This is a genomic window from Streptomyces sp. NPDC046862 (assembly GCF_040704615.1).
Lineage (GTDB): Bacteria > Actinomycetota > Actinomycetes > Streptomycetales > Streptomycetaceae > Streptomyces.
Genome location: NZ_JBEYXP010000020.1, coordinates 147205 through 163196, shown reverse-complemented (window position 1 = coordinate 163196; position 15992 = coordinate 147205). Strand labels below are relative to the sequence as shown.

General features: G+C 73.0%; 13 protein-coding genes. 7 read left to right on the top strand and 6 right to left on the bottom strand.

Annotated elements, in window-relative coordinates; all coding sequences use genetic code 11:
* The first annotated feature begins 32 nt into the window (after positions 1–32).
* Positions 33–776, top strand: a complete 744-nt coding sequence (locus tag AB0959_RS23275; RefSeq protein ID WP_366828386.1) for a PIG-L deacetylase family protein — start codon at positions 33–35, stop codon at positions 774–776.
* An 18-nt stretch (positions 777–794) separates the two neighbouring features.
* A complete protein-coding gene (gene sigJ / locus AB0959_RS23270; protein ID WP_366828385.1) occupies positions 795–1694 on the top strand; it encodes an RNA polymerase sigma factor SigJ in 900 nt (299 codons plus the stop codon).
* A 40-nt stretch (positions 1695–1734) separates the two neighbouring features.
* Here sigJ and AB0959_RS23265 read toward each other — a convergent pair whose 3' ends face one another.
* On the bottom strand, positions 1735–1938 hold the full coding sequence (locus AB0959_RS23265) for a DUF5999 family protein (RefSeq protein WP_366828384.1): 204 nt from the start codon (positions 1936–1938) through the stop codon (positions 1735–1737).
* Between the two features lie 168 nt (positions 1939–2106).
* Between AB0959_RS23265 and AB0959_RS23260 the strand changes: the two genes are divergently transcribed.
* Positions 2107–2937 (top strand): pentapeptide repeat-containing protein, encoded by an 831-nt coding sequence (locus AB0959_RS23260; RefSeq protein ID WP_366828383.1) that lies wholly within the window; start codon positions 2107–2109, stop codon positions 2935–2937.
* Here AB0959_RS23260 and AB0959_RS23255 read toward each other — a convergent pair.
* Positions 2899–4431 carry a cytochrome P450 gene (locus AB0959_RS23255; protein ID WP_366828382.1) on the bottom strand — a complete coding sequence of 511 codons (1533 nt, stop codon included), beginning with the start codon at positions 4429–4431 and terminating at the stop codon, positions 2899–2901. The two genes, AB0959_RS23260 and AB0959_RS23255, sit on opposite strands and share 39 nt — an antisense overlap.
* Before the next feature lie 107 nt (positions 4432–4538).
* On the opposite strand from AB0959_RS23255, the gene AB0959_RS23250 reads away from it, so the two are divergent.
* Positions 4539–5147: a TetR/AcrR family transcriptional regulator gene (locus AB0959_RS23250; protein ID WP_366828381.1), complete on the top strand. Its 609-nt coding sequence runs from the start codon at positions 4539–4541 to the stop codon at positions 5145–5147.
* 197 nt (positions 5148–5344) lie between these two features.
* Positions 5345–6070, top strand: coding sequence for a DUF2470 domain-containing protein (locus AB0959_RS23245; RefSeq protein WP_366828380.1), 726 nt, complete (start codon positions 5345–5347; stop codon positions 6068–6070).
* Here AB0959_RS23245 and AB0959_RS23240 read toward each other — a convergent pair.
* The 3 genes from AB0959_RS23240 to AB0959_RS23230 all read right to left on the bottom strand — a co-directional run bounded on the left by AB0959_RS23240 (position 6038) and on the right by AB0959_RS23230 (position 9892).
* On the bottom strand, positions 6038–7213 hold the full coding sequence (locus AB0959_RS23240; protein ID WP_366828379.1) for a lactonase family protein: 1176 nt from the start codon (positions 7211–7213) through the stop codon (positions 6038–6040). The two genes, AB0959_RS23245 and AB0959_RS23240, sit on opposite strands and share 33 nt — an antisense overlap.
* A 291-nt stretch (positions 7214–7504) precedes the next feature.
* Positions 7505–8578, bottom strand: coding sequence for a hypothetical protein (locus AB0959_RS23235; RefSeq protein ID WP_366828414.1), 1074 nt, complete (start codon positions 8576–8578; stop codon positions 7505–7507).
* A 57-nt stretch (positions 8579–8635) separates the two neighbouring features.
* A complete protein-coding gene (locus AB0959_RS23230; RefSeq protein ID WP_366828377.1) occupies positions 8636–9892 on the bottom strand; it encodes an aromatic acid exporter family protein in 1257 nt (418 codons plus the stop codon).
* A gap of 266 nt (positions 9893–10158) precedes the next feature.
* Between AB0959_RS23230 and AB0959_RS23225 the strand changes: the two genes are divergently transcribed.
* A complete protein-coding gene (locus AB0959_RS23225; protein WP_366828376.1) occupies positions 10159–11562 on the top strand; it encodes an erythromycin esterase family protein in 1404 nt (467 codons plus the stop codon).
* Positions 11563–11814: 252 nt separating this feature from the next.
* Here AB0959_RS23225 and AB0959_RS23220 read toward each other — a convergent pair whose 3' ends face one another.
* The gene (locus tag AB0959_RS23220) at positions 11815–12456 is read right to left on the bottom strand and encodes a PAS domain-containing protein (RefSeq protein ID WP_366828375.1); all 642 of its coding nucleotides are present in this window, start codon (positions 12454–12456) and stop codon (positions 11815–11817) included.
* A gap of 178 nt (positions 12457–12634) precedes the next feature.
* Here AB0959_RS23220 and AB0959_RS23215 point away from each other — a divergent pair, with 178 nt between their 5' ends.
* Positions 12635–15940, top strand: a complete 3306-nt coding sequence (locus AB0959_RS23215; protein ID WP_366828374.1) for a cytochrome P450 — start codon at positions 12635–12637, stop codon at positions 15938–15940.
* Positions 15941–15992 lie beyond the last annotated feature (52 nt).

The window sequence follows — 15992 nt, the reverse complement described above, 5'->3', positions numbered from 1 at the left end:
GTGATGTCAGCGGCGCGGGCTAGTGTGACGGCATGACCGAGCCGCGGACCGACCAGCTCGCCCCCATGCCCGACGACTGGCAGCGCGCCCTCGCCGTCGTGGCGCACCCGGACGACCTCGAGTACGGATGCTCGGCGGCGATCGCCGCGTGGACCGACACGGGCAGGGACGTGGCGTACGTCCTGGCGACCCGCGGGGAGGCGGGCATCGACACGCTGGACCCCGCCACGTGCGGTCCGCTGCGGGAGCGGGAACAGCGGGCCAGCGCGGCCGTCGTCGGAGTGTCGGTGGTGGAGTTCCTCGACCACGAGGACGGAGTGATCGAGTACGGCCCCGCGCTGCGCCGGGACATCGCGGCCGCGATCCGCCGGCACCGGCCCGAGCTGGTGGTCACGCTCAATCACCGGGACACCTGGGGCGGCGTCGGCTGGAACACCCCGGACCATGTCGCCGTCGGCCGCGCCACCCTTGACGCGGCCGCGGACGCCGGAAACCGGTGGATCTTCCCGGAGCTGACCGAACAGGGCCTCGAGCCCTGGAACGGCGTCCGCTGGGTCGCCGTCGCCGGTTCCGCCACGCCCACCCACGCGGTGGACGCGACACCGGGCCTGGAGCGCGCGGTGCGCTCGCTGCTGGAACACCGCACGTACATAGAGGCGTTGACGGACGAGGACCCGGAGACCTACGTCCGGGGATTTTTGACGGGGTTCGCGCAGAGCGTGGGGGAGCGCTTCGGCGGGAAGCCGGCGGTGGCGTTCGAGCTCTTCAACCGATGAGGGGGGGACGGGGAGACGATGGGGGAGAAGGAACTGCTGGCCGAGCGGTTCGAGGAGCACCGAAGTCATCTGCGGGCGGTGGCCTACCGGATGCTCGGCTCGCTCAGCGAGGCCGAGGACGCCGTGCAGGAGACGTGGCTGCGCCTCAGCCGCTCCGACATGAGCGAGGTGCGGAACCTCGGGGGCTGGCTGACGACCGTGACCGGCCGGGTGTGCCTGGACCTGCTGCGCTCGCGCCGCACCCGGCGCGAGGAGTCCATGGACGCGTACGAGACGTTCGTACCCGATCCGGTCGTCGGGTCCCTGGACCGTGTGGACCCCGAGCAGGAGGTGCTGCAGGCGGACGCCGTCGGGCTGGCCCTGCTGGTGGTGCTGGAGACGCTGGAGCCCCCGGAGCGGCTCGCGTTCGTGCTGCACGACATGTTCGCGGTGCCCTTCGACGACATCGCTCCGATCGTGGACCGCTCCACGGCCGCGACCCGGCAGCTCGCCAGCCGCGCCCGGCGTCGCGTGCAGAGCTCCGCGCCCGCCCCGGACCCCGACCTGACGCGGCAGAAGCAGGCGGTCGACGCCTTCCTCGCCGCCTCGCGCGGCGGGGACTTCGAGGCGCTGCTGTCGGTGCTCGATCCCGAGGTGGTGCTGCGCGCCGACGCCGGGGCCCTGGCCGTGGGAGTGGCCGCGTCCAAGGTGGTCCGTGGCCGTCAGTCGGTGGCCGAAGGTGCCTTCATGTTCCGGCAGTACGCGCTGTACGCCCGTCCGGTGCTCGTCAACGGATCGGTGGGCCTGCTCACGGTCGCCGATGGCAAGCCGTTCTCGGTCACGGGGTTCACGGTGGCGGACGGCAGGATCACAGGAATGTACATCCTGTCGGACCCCGAGCGGCTCGCGCGGCTCGATCTGGTGGCGCTGGACGGCTAGAAGCAGGGACCTGCGGGTCTCCTGGCCGTCGCCGGCCGGATCAGACGGCGGCCAGGGCTCCCCGGTCGAACGTCCGCCTCGGCTTCACGATCCGGCCGTCCGGCAGGAGTTCACCGGTGTCGTCGAAGGCGATGGTGCCGTTGCAGAGCAGGCTCCAGCCCTGTTCCGGGTGAGCGGAGACGATCACGGCCGCTTGGTGGTCGGGGCGGTCGGCGGTGGGGCACGGAGGCCAGTGGGTGCACATGATGTTCCTCCCCCTTCGGGAGCGCTCCTTCGGCGCCTGTCTCAAGTGGTAGCGGAGTTTGTTTTCGGCTGTATGAAGGACCTCTCCGGTGCCGAGAACTCATCGGTGAACTCGTTCCCCGCCAGGGAGCCGGCCGGGTGAGATCCCGCCGTCGTTAGGCTGAACCGCATGCAACAGAACATCGCTGCCCCTCCGTCGGAGCTGCGGGCCGACTGCTCCCGGTGCTTCGGGCTGTGCTGCGTGGCCCTGCCCTTCACCGCCTCGGCGGACTTCGCGACCGACAAGGCGGCCGGTGAGCCGTGCGGCAACCTGCGGGAGGACTTCCGCTGCGGCATCCACAGCCAGCTGCGCCAGAAGGGCTTCACCGGCTGCACGGTCTACGACTGCCTCGGCGCCGGTCAGAAGGTCTCGCAGGTCACCTTCGGTGGGCGCGACTGGCGGTCGGTGTCCCGCGAGGACGCCCGGCGGATGTTCGAGGTGTTCCCCGTCGTCCGCCAGCTCCACGAACTGCTCCGGTACCTGACCGAGGCCCTGACCCTGCCCGCCGCCCGCCCGGTCCACGCGGACGTACGCGCCCTCCTCGCCGAGACGGAACGGCTCACGCTCCTCACCGCGGACGAGCTGGCGGAGCTGGACGTCCCCGCACACCGGCAGCGCGTCAACGTCCTGCTGCTGCGGGCGAGCGAGCTGACGCGGGCGGGCGCGGGGCGCCGCAAGGAGCGCAGGGGTGCCGACCTGATCGGTGCCCGCCTCAAGGGCGCCGACCTGCGCCGGGCCAATCTCCGCGGCGCGTACCTCATCGCGGCCGACCTGACGGGGGCCGACCTGCGGGGCGCGGACCTGATCGGCGCCGACCTGCGCGACGCCGACCTCACCGACGCCGACCTGACCGGGGCCTTCTTCCTCACCCAGCCCCAGGTGAACGCGGCCCGGGGGAGCGACGGCACGAAGCTGCCAAGTTCAGTCAGCCGTCCCGGTCACTGGACAGCGGGGCCCTGACGGGGCGTCCGCCGTGTGGTCGTCGGGATCCGGTGCGGCGGGCGTCCGGTCGCGGTGGTCCAGGTGCAGGGTCAGCCCCTCCGGCATGAGCGTCAGCCGCTCGGCCACCCGCAGCCGGTACGCGGGGTCCGGCCGCAGCGCGTAGCGGCGCAGCAGCAGACCCAGCACCAGCGTCGCCTCGTGGAGGGCGAACTGGCGGCCTATGCAGGCCCGCGCCCCCGTGCCGAACGGCTTGAAGGTGTGCGCGGGCCGGGCCCGTACGGCCTTCGCGTCGAAGCGCTCCGGGTCGAACCGCTCGGCGTCGGCGCCCCACACGGCCGGGTCCCGGTGCAGCATCACCGTCAGCACCAGCGCCCACGCGCTCCGCAGCATCGGATGGACACCGCCGAGCACGGTCTCCTCCCTGGCCTCGCGGGCGAAGGCGGGCGCGGTCGGCCACAGCCGCAGCGACTCGTCGAGGACCCGCCGGACGTAGCGCAGCCGGGCCACCTGCTCGTAGCCGGGCCGGGGAGTGTCGCCCCACACGCGGTCCACCTCGGCGCGGGCGCGGTCGGCGACCTCGGGGTGCCGGGACAGGTAGTGCAGGGCGAAGGACAGGGCACCCGAGGTGGTCTCGTGCCCCGCGACCAGGAAGGTGATGACCTGGCGGCGGACGTTCTCCGGGGACAGCCGCTCGCCGGTCTCCGGGTGCACGGTCTCCAGCATGCGGTCGAGCAGGTCGCCGTCGCTCTTCGTGGAGCCGCGCCGGGCCTCGACCACCTCGTCCACCGCGCGGTTCAGGTACGCCATGTCCGCCTCGTTGCGCCGGGCGGCGCGGCGCAGCAGCAGCGGAGCCAACTGCTCGGGCACCTGGTTGCGGCGCTGCGCGAACGACAGGGTGCCCACCATCGCCGTGATGAAGGGGTGTGGCCGGGCGCGCTCGAAGGAGCCGAAGTCATGGCCGAAGCCGGTGCGGGCGATCGTCTCCAGCGTCAGCTTGGTCATGTCGCCGGGCACGTCCACGGCCCGGCCGGCCGCCCGCTCCCGGTCCCAGCGGCCCATCAACCGTTCGGCCACGTCGAGCATCATCGGGTGGTAGCCCTCCATGGCCTCGCGGCTGAAGCCCGGGGCCAGGACGTCGTGCGCGAGCTGCCAGTTCGGCTCGTCGTTGTACGCGGTGAACAGCCCGTCCCCGGCGATCGGCCGCAGATTGGCGACGCCGAGGCCCACGTGCTTGGCGAACCGCGACTCGTCGGCCAGCTCGGCGGCGAGGTCCGCGCCCCACACGAAGACGATCTCCTTGCCGAACCCCTTGCGCCGGAAGATCGGCCCGAGCTCACGGCCGATCCGCATCGAGTCCTGTACGGGCGACCGGAGCCGCGCGCCCAGAGCGTCCCCGAGGACCGGGAGCCGGTGCGGCGGATGAGGGATGCGCCGCAGCTCCGGCCAGCCCAGCTCCGCCCCGCGGAACCCCTTCGCGACCGTGGCCTGTGCGGCCCGAGTCGTCTCCGCCATGACGCCAACTCCCCTGCGCCCGTGCCGCGGCGCATCTGTTGTACGTGGATTCAATAGTGGCCCCAGCCTCATCCGGTTGTTGAACCCATGTCAAGTAAAGTGACGGCATGGCCGGTCAGCAGTCAGAGCGCACGCGCCGTCGGCTCAGCACCGAGGAGCGCAGGGAGCAGCTCCTGACGGTCGGGGCGCGGCTCTTCTCGGAGAGCCCGTACGACGACGTGTGGATCGAGCAGGTCGCCGAGATCGCCGGAGTGTCGCGCGGGCTGCTGTACCACTACTTCCCGACCAAGCGGGACTTCTTCGCGGCCGTCATGGAGCGCGAGAGCGATCAGATGCTGCGGATGACGGCCCCGGTGCCCGGGGTTCCGGCGCGTGAGCAGCTGGGCGCGGGACTCGACGCGTACCTGGAGTACGTGGAGGTGCACGGGCACGGCTACCGCGCCTTCCACCGCGCCGCCGCGGCGGGCGACCCGGCCGTGCGGACGACCTACCGGCGCGCGATGGCGGAACAGGAGCGACGGATACTGGCCGCCGTCGCCGCGGACGCCGAGTTCGGCTGGACCGTCGAGGAGCGTCCGGACCTGGGCATCGCCGTCCGCGGCTGGCTGGCCTTCACCAGGGCCGTCTGTCTGGAGTGGGCGGGCGGCGCGGAACTGTCCCGAGACCAGGTACGGGACCTGTGCGCCAGGGCGCTACTGGGCGCCATCGCGCCCTGAGGGGTCCCTGTGCCTCGGGGCTGCGCCAATATGCGGCTCCGCCGCGCGGGCGCGACCAGCCCACGACGACCCGCACACGCACGCGGCGGAGACTCTCAACGGCGAATGGGCGCCCCGCCCAATCCAGCGGAGCGCCAGGGTTGGCTTACGGACCGATCTTGGATAGGTTAGGCAAGGCTTACCTAAGGGAGGTTCGGATGGCTGACCGTCACACCTGGACGGCCGCACCCGCCGCGGCCGAGCGCGCCCGTTCCGTGCTCACCGCGGCCTGGTCCTGCGCGGTGACCGCGGAGGGCGGCAGGGAGGAGTTCGTCGGCGCGCACACCGTGGCCGAGGACGGCCGTGTGCTGCTGCACGTACCGGAGGACAGCGCACTCGTCACGGCCGCGATCTGCGCGCCGCGCGGCGAGCCGTCCGCCGTGCTGGAGTTCGCCGACGTGGCGCCCGTCGCCATGCGCAACCGCATCCGCGGCCGGCTCTGGATGGCCGGCTGGTTCGCCTCCGAGGAGGGGCAGCTCGCGTTCCGGCCCACCCGGGTCGTGCTGCGCCGGCCGTCCGGCGCGGTCGTCGTCGACCTCGACGAGTACGCCGCCGCCGCGCCCGACCCGCTCGCCACGGCCGAGTTCCAGCTGCTCACCCACCTCGCCGAGGCCCACCCCGACGCGGTCGAGCGGCTCACCCGCCTCGTCGACCCCGACAGCCTGCAGGGCGCCGTCCGAGTCCAGCCGCTCGCCGTCGACCGGCACGGGCTGACCCTGCGCATCGAGCGGGCACGCGGCAACGGCGATGTGCGCCTGACGTTCCACAAGCCCGCCGACGACCTGGCACAGCTCACCGAGCGCATGCACATCCTCCTGGCCCAGGCCGGCGCCGCCCGCCGCCCCCGCGCCCTACAGCGGCAGCGCACAGACGGCGACGGGTGACGCGAACGGCTCGCCCGCGCGCCGCAGTTCGCCGCTCTCACGGTCCACGTGGAACACGCTGACCGCGCTCGACTTCTGGAGTGAGGCGAACAGCAGCGTCCCGTCGGGGGAGAACGCGATCTGACGCGGGAAGTCCCCGCCCACCGGCACCGTGTCCAGCGGTTTCAGCCGCGCCCCGCCCGCCTCGACCGCGTAGCGCGTCAGGCTGTCGTGGCCGCGGTTGGCGAGGTAGGCGTACGCCCCGTCCGCCGTCACCAGGAGCTGTGCGGGATAGTTCGTGCCGGAACCCGTCCCCGTGGACTGCGGGTCGCCCGGCGTCAGCCGGCCGCTGTCCGGGTCGTAGGCGCACACCACGACCGTGTTGTCGACCTCGTTGGCGAGGTACGCGTAACGGCCCCCGGGATGGAACGTCAGGTGCCGGGGCCCGGCACCCGGCCGTGTCCGCGCCCGTGAGACCTCCTCGAGCGTGCCCTTCGACTGGTCCAGCCGGTACGTGTACACGGTGTCCGTGCCCAGGTCCACGGCGAGGACGTGACCGCCGTCGGGGCTGGTGACGAACTGGTGCGCGTGCGGGCCGTCCTGACCGGGTCCGGGCTCCGGGCTGTCGTGCACGACGCGGTCCGTGCGCTCGCCGAGCGCGCCCGAGGAGTCGATGGGGTGCACGGCCACGCTGCCCGAGCCGTAGTCGGCGCTCAGCAGCCACCGCCCGCTCGGATGCACCGACAGATGGCACGGGGCCGCGCCACCGGTGCTCCGCGCGCCGAGGACACGGCGGTCGGAGAGCCGTACGGCGGTCACCGTGCCCTGGGTCCGCTCGTTCACGGCGTACAGGGTGCGGCCGTCCGGATGTAGCGCGAGGTACGACGGGTCGGCGACCCCGGTGATGGTCTTCCCGCCCTTGATACTGCCGGACTCCGCGTCGTACGTGGCCACGCGGATTCCGTCGCCGCCGCCCTCGACCGAGGTGTACGTACCGATGTAGAGGGGGCGCGGGCCGGTCGGGCGGGGGGAGGGAGAGGTGGTCTGCGGGGAGGTGGACGTGGAGGTGCTCGGTGTGGCCGACGGCTCGGGGTCGGCCGGCGTGGAGGACTCGGAGCATCCCGCCAGCGACGCCGGGACGGCCGACGCCGTGAGCGCCGTCATGAAACGGCGCCTGGTCCAGCCGTGTCGGTCCCGCGCCGGTTCACTCGTCACTACCCGCACCTCGGTCTGTCGGTCGAAGTCCCGTCAGTGATCCACCTTCACCCGCGAGGCCACCGAAGCGCAAAACAGAGCGGTGGGCGCACGCCACGCGACCCCCCCCACCGGGGCGCGGGGAACTGCGCGACAAGCCACGACGGACCCGCGGTCGACGAACGAGCCGCAGCCCGCCATCTGTCCGGCGAAGCGTGCGCGCGGGCCCCCACCGTCTGGCGTGTCCCTCCCGAGGCCCGGCTACCAGTCGCCGTCCCCGATCGGCTTGCCCGGCGCGTCCCCCAGCGGTTTCACCTGGTGGGGCGAGGGCTGCTGCCAGGGCTCGTGGTCGTCGCCGAGCCAGTCACCGACCGGCTTCACCTCGCCGAGGGCGTCCGTGGGCGCGAGGTCGTGGGCGTCCTGGTCGTAGTAGTCGAACCAGGGCAGCCCGGCCCGGGTGTACGCCGCGCGGTCCACGGGTGACGGCGGGGGCGCCTCGCCGGTGATCCGGCGCCACTCCGGCGGGGTCACGAGGTGCACGAAGACCCGCCCTGCGGGCTCCTCGGCCCAGCTGCCGCGCGGCCACGCGTCCCGGTAGACCTCCTGGCGCATCGAGCCGCCGACGCCGAGCCCCATCGCGGCGGGAGCACGCGGCGGACCGGCGGGAGCTCCGCCCTGCGGGGCCCCGGGTGCGGCGCCCGGCGCGGGCGGGGCCGCCATGGGGAACGCGGCGCCATAGCCTCCGGCCGTCTTCACCGACCGCGTGACGAGATGGTCCTCGGCGGCGAGCCGCCGCTGCGCCTCCCGCCACTCGGCCAGCCGCTCACCGTTCAGCGGGAACGACTGCAGCTGTACGCCGCCCCACACCTCCTCGCCGGTGACCTGGCCCTCGACCGTGGCGCCCAGGCCCAGCGGGACGGCCACGAACTGGCGGACCGTGCCCTTCCCGGAGTTGATGCCGTCCAGCCACGGCTGCCGCGGCAGCACCACGTAGTTCTGCGGATCACGGCTCAGCAGGCTGCTCCACGGCTTGCCGGAGACCGCGCACACCTTGCCGACGCCGACCTGGAGCGCGGCCGGCTCCGTCGTACCCCCGAAGTGCAGCCACATCGCCTCACGCAGGTACACCGGCAGCATCACGCCGCCCCGCGCCCGCATCCGCTCCGGAGCTGTGTCCGGGTAGTCCTCGACGCGGCGGACCGGGAAGTCGCCGAGCCCCGGCGGCAGCTGGTGCGTCCCCGTCTCGGGCAGACGCAGGGTCCGCTTGAACCGCACCTGGACACCTCCCGGCAGGTGCAGTGTGGTGCCGTCGATCCGCACGGTGCCCTCGGCCATTCCGTACGCCCCCTCGCTGTGGTGCCGTCTCACCTCGGCGCTCTGTACGCCCGTCCGTCACTTGGAACGCCGGACGAGGGCCGGCCGGTTCCGCAGGGACTTGCGGACACGGCGCACGCGGTCGCGCACGCGGGTGAGGCGAGGACTGCGCTCGCGCTCCTCGCGGGTGCAGCGGTCCAGTTCCTCCAGCAGCCGGCGGGAGCGGTGCTCGGTGTCGAGCTCGTCCAGGATCCGGTTGACCTCCGTGAGAACGGCACCGCGCAGCTGCCACTGGCGGGCGTCCCGCTGTACGTCCTCCAGCAGGAGCTGGGCCAGCTTGTCCCGGGTCGCCGACGCCGAGGTCAGCTCGGCGGTGAGCCGGGCCTCGGCGGACTCGGCGTTACGGCTGACGTCGGTGGTGACCAGCACCGCGAAGCTCACGACCGCGTCCGCGATCTCGGCGAGCAGCTGCTCCAGGACCGCTCCCGTCTGGGGCTCGAACAGCGGCTCGGGCTCCCGTTCCCGGGCGAGGTCGGTGAGGGTGCGGGCGATGACCCGCAGGACCACCGTGCAGATCTCCAGGGTGTCGAGGCCGGTCCGCAGCACGACCCGGTGCAGCAGACCCTCCCGTACCCGTGGGTTGAGCCTCAGGCTGTCCTCGGCCTGCTTGAGGGCCGCGTCCACCTCGACGATGTCGTGGTCGAGCTCCCGCGCCTCGTGGAGCTGTGCGGCGGCCTCCTCGACGGCGGTGCGGCCCGCGGCCTCCTCGCCGACCCGCAGCATCAACTGCCGCATCCGGCGGGCCATGTCCTCGATGGAGTCGCCGGCCGCCTCCACCCACACCGGGGGAGCGAGCAGGAGGTTGAAGGCGAGGCCCACGGCGGCGCCGATCAGCGTCTCCAGCACGCGCGCCCACGCCGTGTCCCCGACGCGGGTGACGCCGAGCACGAGCATGGCGCTGATCGCCACCTCGGGCACGAACTCGCTGACCCGCACGAGGTGCCCGACCGCGAGCGAGGCGAGGATGATCAGCGCGAGGCTCCACCAGGTGAGCCCCACCAGGACGCTGAACGAGATGGCGATGACGACGCCGGCCACGACCGCGTTCACACGGCGGATGCCGGCGGTGAGCGTCGCGTAGAGGGTGACCTGCACGACGAGGAGGGCGGTCAGCGGGGCGGTCAGGGGCGCCGCCTCGGGGCTGAACTGCAGAGCGACCACGTACGCCAGCGTCGCGGCCGCCGCCGACCGCACCGACTGCACGATCACGGGATCCTGGCGCCACTTCGCCACCTGCGTGCCGACCACGGCCCACGCGCCACGTACGTCTCGCATCCTTGGGCTGTTCCCCTTCCACCGCTGCCCGGAACGTTTCTCCACGGACCTCGATCGTCCGCCACGGGAGAGTAAGCCGTACTCACCGGTCGCGAGGAGGTGCGTCAAGGGATGAGACAGAGGTGGGCCGGGAGCGAGGCGGGAGTGAGGGTGGGTCACCGGGCACCCCTGGGGGCAGCCCCCGACGAGGCCGTGCACCTACCTCCACTCCCGGACGGAGGCGCACCGGATGGTGCCGCGCCCGTACGGACCGAAAGTCTGGGATCATGACATGGCATCGATCCGCAATCGCGTCCGCCCTGCTCGTGTGCCTCGGCACCACGGCCGCCGGGACGTTACCCGCGTCCGCGACGCCCAAGGAGCGGACCGTCACCGTACGGCCCGCGACCGAGGAACAGGTCGTCACCGCCGTCGAACGGGCCGCACATCCCCTGCGGTCCGTCGAACCGTGGGGCGACACCGGCGATCTGCGCCCCCTCGACCGCATGATCGGCGACGCACGTGTCGTGGGCGTCGGCGAGGCCACGCACAGCTCGCACGACTTCTTCGCCATGAAGCACCGCGTCTTCCGGCATCTGGTGGAGGCCAAGGGCTTCCGCACCTTCGGCCTGGAGGTGAGCTGGAGCACCGGCCGGCGTCTCAACGACTACGTCGTCCACGGCAAGGGCGACCCGCGGCGCATCATGCGGGACGAGTTCCAGTTCGCCTACTCCTGGTGGAACAACACCGACTACCTGACGCTCGTCGAGTGGATGCGCGCCTACAACCGGCAGCACCCGAACGATCCCGTCCAGTTCATGGGCGACGACCTCGGCTGGGCCGGACCGGAGGTCTACGACGAGGTCACCGACTACGTCGCCCGTGCCCACCCGGAGCTCGAGGCGCGCTTCACCGAGCTGTACCAGGGCCTGCGGCCCACCGTGGCGACCGGCGTGTACATGGAGCAGTACATGAACAAACCACTCGCCGAGCGCCAGGAGATGGCCGCCCGGACCGGCGAGGCCCTGAAACTGCTGCGGAAGCAGTCCGCGGGGACGGACGGGAAGGCAGGGACGGACGGGAAGGCGGGGACGGACAGGACGGCGTACGACTGGGCGGTGCAGAGCGCGACGGTCATCGACCAGGTCGCGCGCTTCTACTCCTTCGACGCCGGCACGGACCAGGCGCAGTCGGCCGCCGCCATGCGCTACCGCGACCAGGCCATGGCGGACAACACGGCCTGGTGGCAGGAGCACACGGGCACCAAGGTCCTCGTGTCCGCGCACAACGCCCACCTCGGGTACGAGACGCCCGATCCCGCCAACTACCCCAGAATGCAGGGCGCGTTCCTGCGTGACCGGCTCGGCGGCGCGTATGTGAGCGTCGGGTTCACCTTCGACCGGGGCTCGTTCAACGCGACCGGGCCCGACGGGAAGGTGCAGCGCTTCACCGTCGGCCCGGCCGGTGCGGGCACCAACGAGCACACGCTCGACCGGGTCCGCTACCGCGACTACCTCGTCGACCTGCGGAGCGTGCCCGCGCCCGGCCGGGGCTGGCTGGACCGGACCCGTCCGACCCGCAGCATCGGCACGGGTTACCCCGACCGGGAGTACGACATCGCGCTGGCCCGCACCCATGACGTCCTGATCCACCTGCACCAGGTGGAGGCGGCGCGGTTGCGGGACCAGTAGGGCGGCCGGGCGGCGGCCCGGGCCGGCTCACTCGCGGGTGTGGGGCGGGGCTTGATGGTGCGGCGGGGCTGGGCTCTCCCTGCTGCGGCTTGGATGTTCAGCCGAGGCCAGGCACAACCAGCCCGTCCGGCGTTTGAGGACGAGGCCGTTCAGGCCGATTCGGGGGTCTGGGGGCGCAGCCCCCAGGGATGGGACGGGTAGGGGCGGCGGGGGCGAAACCCTCTACCGGAGTGCCGCCCGCACGAGGGGCCGCTACTCCGCCCGAGAGACCCTCGGCGGCCACACCCCGGGCGCCAGCACCCCCAGTGCGTACGCACGGGCGACGAGTTCCGTGCGGTTGGCCGCACCCAGCCGGGCGGACAGGCGCCGCAGGTGGTAGTTGACGCCGTCCACGGTCAGGGACGTCTCGCGGGCCGCCCGCGCGGTGGTGGCACCGCCGGCGACGAGTTCCAGGACGCGGGCCTCGGCCGGGCTCACCGGGGGAGGGGGCGGGGGCTCGGCCTGCTCTTGGGCGTCGCCCAGCACCCGCACCAGGACCAGCAGCGTCGTCGTACCGTCAGGACTGTCACCGACCGGGTCGGCGGTCAGCTCACCGTGCCGGCGCACACCATCGGCCGCGTCCCACCGCACCGACACCGGGTAACGCGAGCGATGCCCCAGTCTCAGTGCCTGGGCGATCCGCTCGACCTGGGCGGCCTCCTGCGGCCGGAACAGCTCCAGCACCTCACGACCGCGCAGACTCCCCGGCGTCGTCCCCCACTCGGCCGCCATCGCGGGATTGGCGATCACGACGGTCCCGTACACGTCGCACACCGCGACCGGCATCGGGATGCGGTCGAAGAGCAGTATGGCGCGGTTGCGCCACACGACACCGTCCAGCCGGAGCGGGACCACCTCGCACCTCCCGATCCGCCGCCCGCCCGTCGCGCATGCCACGTCCGGCGGGCCGGGGCAAGTACCTCCTGCCCTGCAACAACTACACAATCATGTAGCCGCGTGGCCTGGGCGGCCGACCCCGGCCGCGCAAGCTGGAACGCAGTACTCCCGTACCGCGAAAGGCAGTTGTCGCGCCATGTCCCCCACCGCGCCGAACCCCCAGGACACCGGGACCCCGGACCCCCTGGACGCCGGGACTCCGGACCCCCAGGACACCGGGACTCCGGACCCCCAGGACACCGGAGCCCCGCGCTCCCGGGGTACGGAGAGCCCGTACGGCGTCCCCGTCGTCGACATCTCCGCCACCGGCCCCGGCAGCACCCCGCTCCAGCAGGTCATGGACCTCATGCGCGAGCACGGCCCCGTGGTCGTGCGCCGGCTGCACGGGCGGGACACGCTGTTCGTCAGCGACCTGGACCTGGTCACCGAACTGGCCGACGAGCAGCGGTTCGCGAAGGCGATCGGGCCCGCGCTGCACAACGTGCGGGAGTTCGCCGCCGACGGCCTCTTCACCGCGTACAACGACGAACCGAACTGGGCCAAGGCGCACGACATCCTGATGCCCGCGTTCGCGCTGGGCTCGATGCGCACGTACCACCCCGTCATGCTGCGGGTGGCGCGCAGGCTGATCGACGCGTGGGACGGGGCCGCCCGTGACGAGCGGCCCGTCGACGTGGCGGACGACATGACCCGGATGACCCTCGACACCATCGGGCTCGCCGGGTTCGGCTACGACTTCGGCTCCTTCGAGCGGGACCAGCCGCACCCCTTCGTGGAGGCCATGGTCCGCTGCCTGGAGTGGAGCATGAACCGGCTGGGCCGGCTGCCGGGCGGCGACTACTCGGCGGCCGACGCCGCCTTCCGCGCCGACGCCGACTATCTCGCCCAGGTCGTGGACGACGTGATCACCGCCCGCGTGGACGCGGGGGAGAGCGACGCCGAGGACCTCCTCCAGCTGATGCTCACCGCCGCCCACCCCACCGACGGCACCACGCTCGACACCGCCAACATCCGCAACCAGGTCATCACCTTCCTCATCGCGGGCCACGAGACGACGTCCGGCGCGATGTCCTTCGCGCTGTACTACCTGGCCAAGCACCCGGCGGTGTTGCAGCTGGTGCAGCGCGAGGTGGACGCCCTGTGGGGCGACGACGCCGACCCCGACCCGACGTTCGACGACATCGGGCACCTCACCTACACCCGGCAGGTCCTCAACGAGGCGCTGCGGCTGTGGCCGACCGCCGCCGCGTTCAGCCGGGAGGCCCGCGAGGACACCCTCCTCGGCGGCCGTATCCCCCTGCGCGCCGGCCAGGCGGCCCTGGTCGTGGCACCGATGCTGCACCGCGAGCCGGTGTGGGGCGACAACCCGGAGCTGTTCGACCCCTCCCGTTTCACACCGGAGGCGGAGGCGGCCCGCTCGGCGCACGCGTTCAAGCCGTTCGGCACCGGCGAACGTGCTTGCATCGGGCGGCAGTTCGCGCTGCACGAGGCGACCATGCTGCTCGCGCTGCTCGTGCACCGCTACCGGTTGCACGACCCCGCCGGCTACGAGCTCAGCATCAAGGAGACCCTCACCCTCAAGCCCGACGGGTTCACCCTGACGCTCTCACCGCGCACCGCCGCCGACCGGTCGCACGCGCCCCTGCCGGGTGCGGTCGCGGTGGCTCAGTCGGAGACGGACGCCGCGCAAGGCGCCCTCCCCGTCCGCGTACGCCCCGGCACCCGCGCCCTCTTCCTGCACGGCAGCAACTACGGCACCTGCCGCGACTTCGCCGCCTCCCTCGCCGACGAGGCCGCCGCGCTCGGCGCCGAGACCGAGGTCGCGCCCCTGGACGCCTACGCCGGCGGACTGCCCGCCGACCGTCCGGTGATCATCACGGCCGCCTCCTACAACGGCCGCCCCACGGACGACGCCACCGCCTTCGCCGCCTGGCTCGACAGCGACACGGCGGCCTTCGACGGCACGTACGCCGTGCTCGGTGTCGGCGACCGCAACTGGGCCGCCACCTACCAGCACGTCCCCACCCGCTTCGACGACCGCCTCGCGGAACTCGGCGGCACCCGCCTGACGGACCGTGCCGCCGCCGACGCCTCCGGCGACCTGAGCGGCACGGTGCGCGCCTTCACCGCGGGCCTGCGCACCGTCCTGCTGGAGCGCTACGGCGACCCCGACGCCACCACGCCCACCGACGAGCCCACGGCCGCGTACGAGGTCCGCACGCTCACCGGCGGGCCCCTCGACGCCGTCGCGGCCCGGCACGACCTCGTCCCCATGACCGTCACGGAGGCGTACGACCTGACCGCGCCCGGCCACCCGCGCACCAAGCGGCTCGTCCGGCTCGCCCTCCCCGACGGCACCACCTACCGCACCGGTGACCACCTGACCGTCCTGCCGGTGAACGAACCCGCCCTCGTCGAGCGGGCCGCCACCGCGCTGGGCCTGGACCTGGACGAGGTCCTCGACATCCGGTCCAGGCGGCGCGACGGCATCGCCGTGGACCGGCCGCTGACCGTACGCAGGCTCCTCACCCACCACGTGGAGCTGCAGGAGCGGCCCACCGCCGCCCAGCTGTCCGCCCTCGCGGCCGCCAACCCGTGCCCGCCGGAGCGCGCCGCCCTCGACCGCCTGGCGTCCGGTACCGACGCCCCGCGCACCCTCGTCGAGATCGTCGAGGCGTACCCCGCCCTGCGGGGCGCGCTGGACTGGCCGGACCTCCTGGCCCTCCTCACGCCGCTGCGCCCGCGCCACTACTCGGTGTCCTCGTCGCCCGCCGCCGACCCCGGTCACGTCGACCTCATGGTCTCGCTGCTGGAGGCCCCTGCCCTCCCCCACTCTCGGCTGCGCTCGAGCGGGGGGACCCCCATGGGGAACGGCACCTTCACCGGTGTCGGCTCCGGCTACCTGAACTCGGTCAAGCCCGGAGAGACGGTGCTCGCCCGGATCCAGCCCTGCCGCGAGGCCTTCCGTATCGTCCACGACGACCCCGCTCCGGTCATCATGGTCGCGGCGGGCACGGGACTCGCCCCGTTCCGTGGAGCGATCGCCGACCGTGTCGCGAGGCTCGCCTCCGGGGCGCGCATCGCCCCCGCCGTCTGCTACTTCGGTTGCGACGCCCCCGACGCCGACTTCCTCCACGCCGACGAGCTCGCCGCCGCCGAGGCCGCCGGAGCGGTCCTGCTGCGCCCCGCCTTCAGCGCGGCTCCCGTCGACGGTGCCGCGTTCGTCCAGCACCGGATCGCCGCCGAGGCGGACGAGGTGTGGGACCTGCTGGAGGCGGGTGCCCGTGTGTACGTGTGCGGTGACGGCTCCCGCATGGCGCCGGGGGTGCGCGAGGCGTTCCTCGCCCTGCACGGGGAGCGCGCAGGGGGCGACTCGCGTGCGTGGCTCGACTCCCTCGTCGCCGAGGGGCGTTACGTGGAGGACGTGTACGCGGCCGGATAAACGGGGTGTGCCTCCAAACGGGGTGTGCCTGCCGGGCCGACCTGCCAGAGTG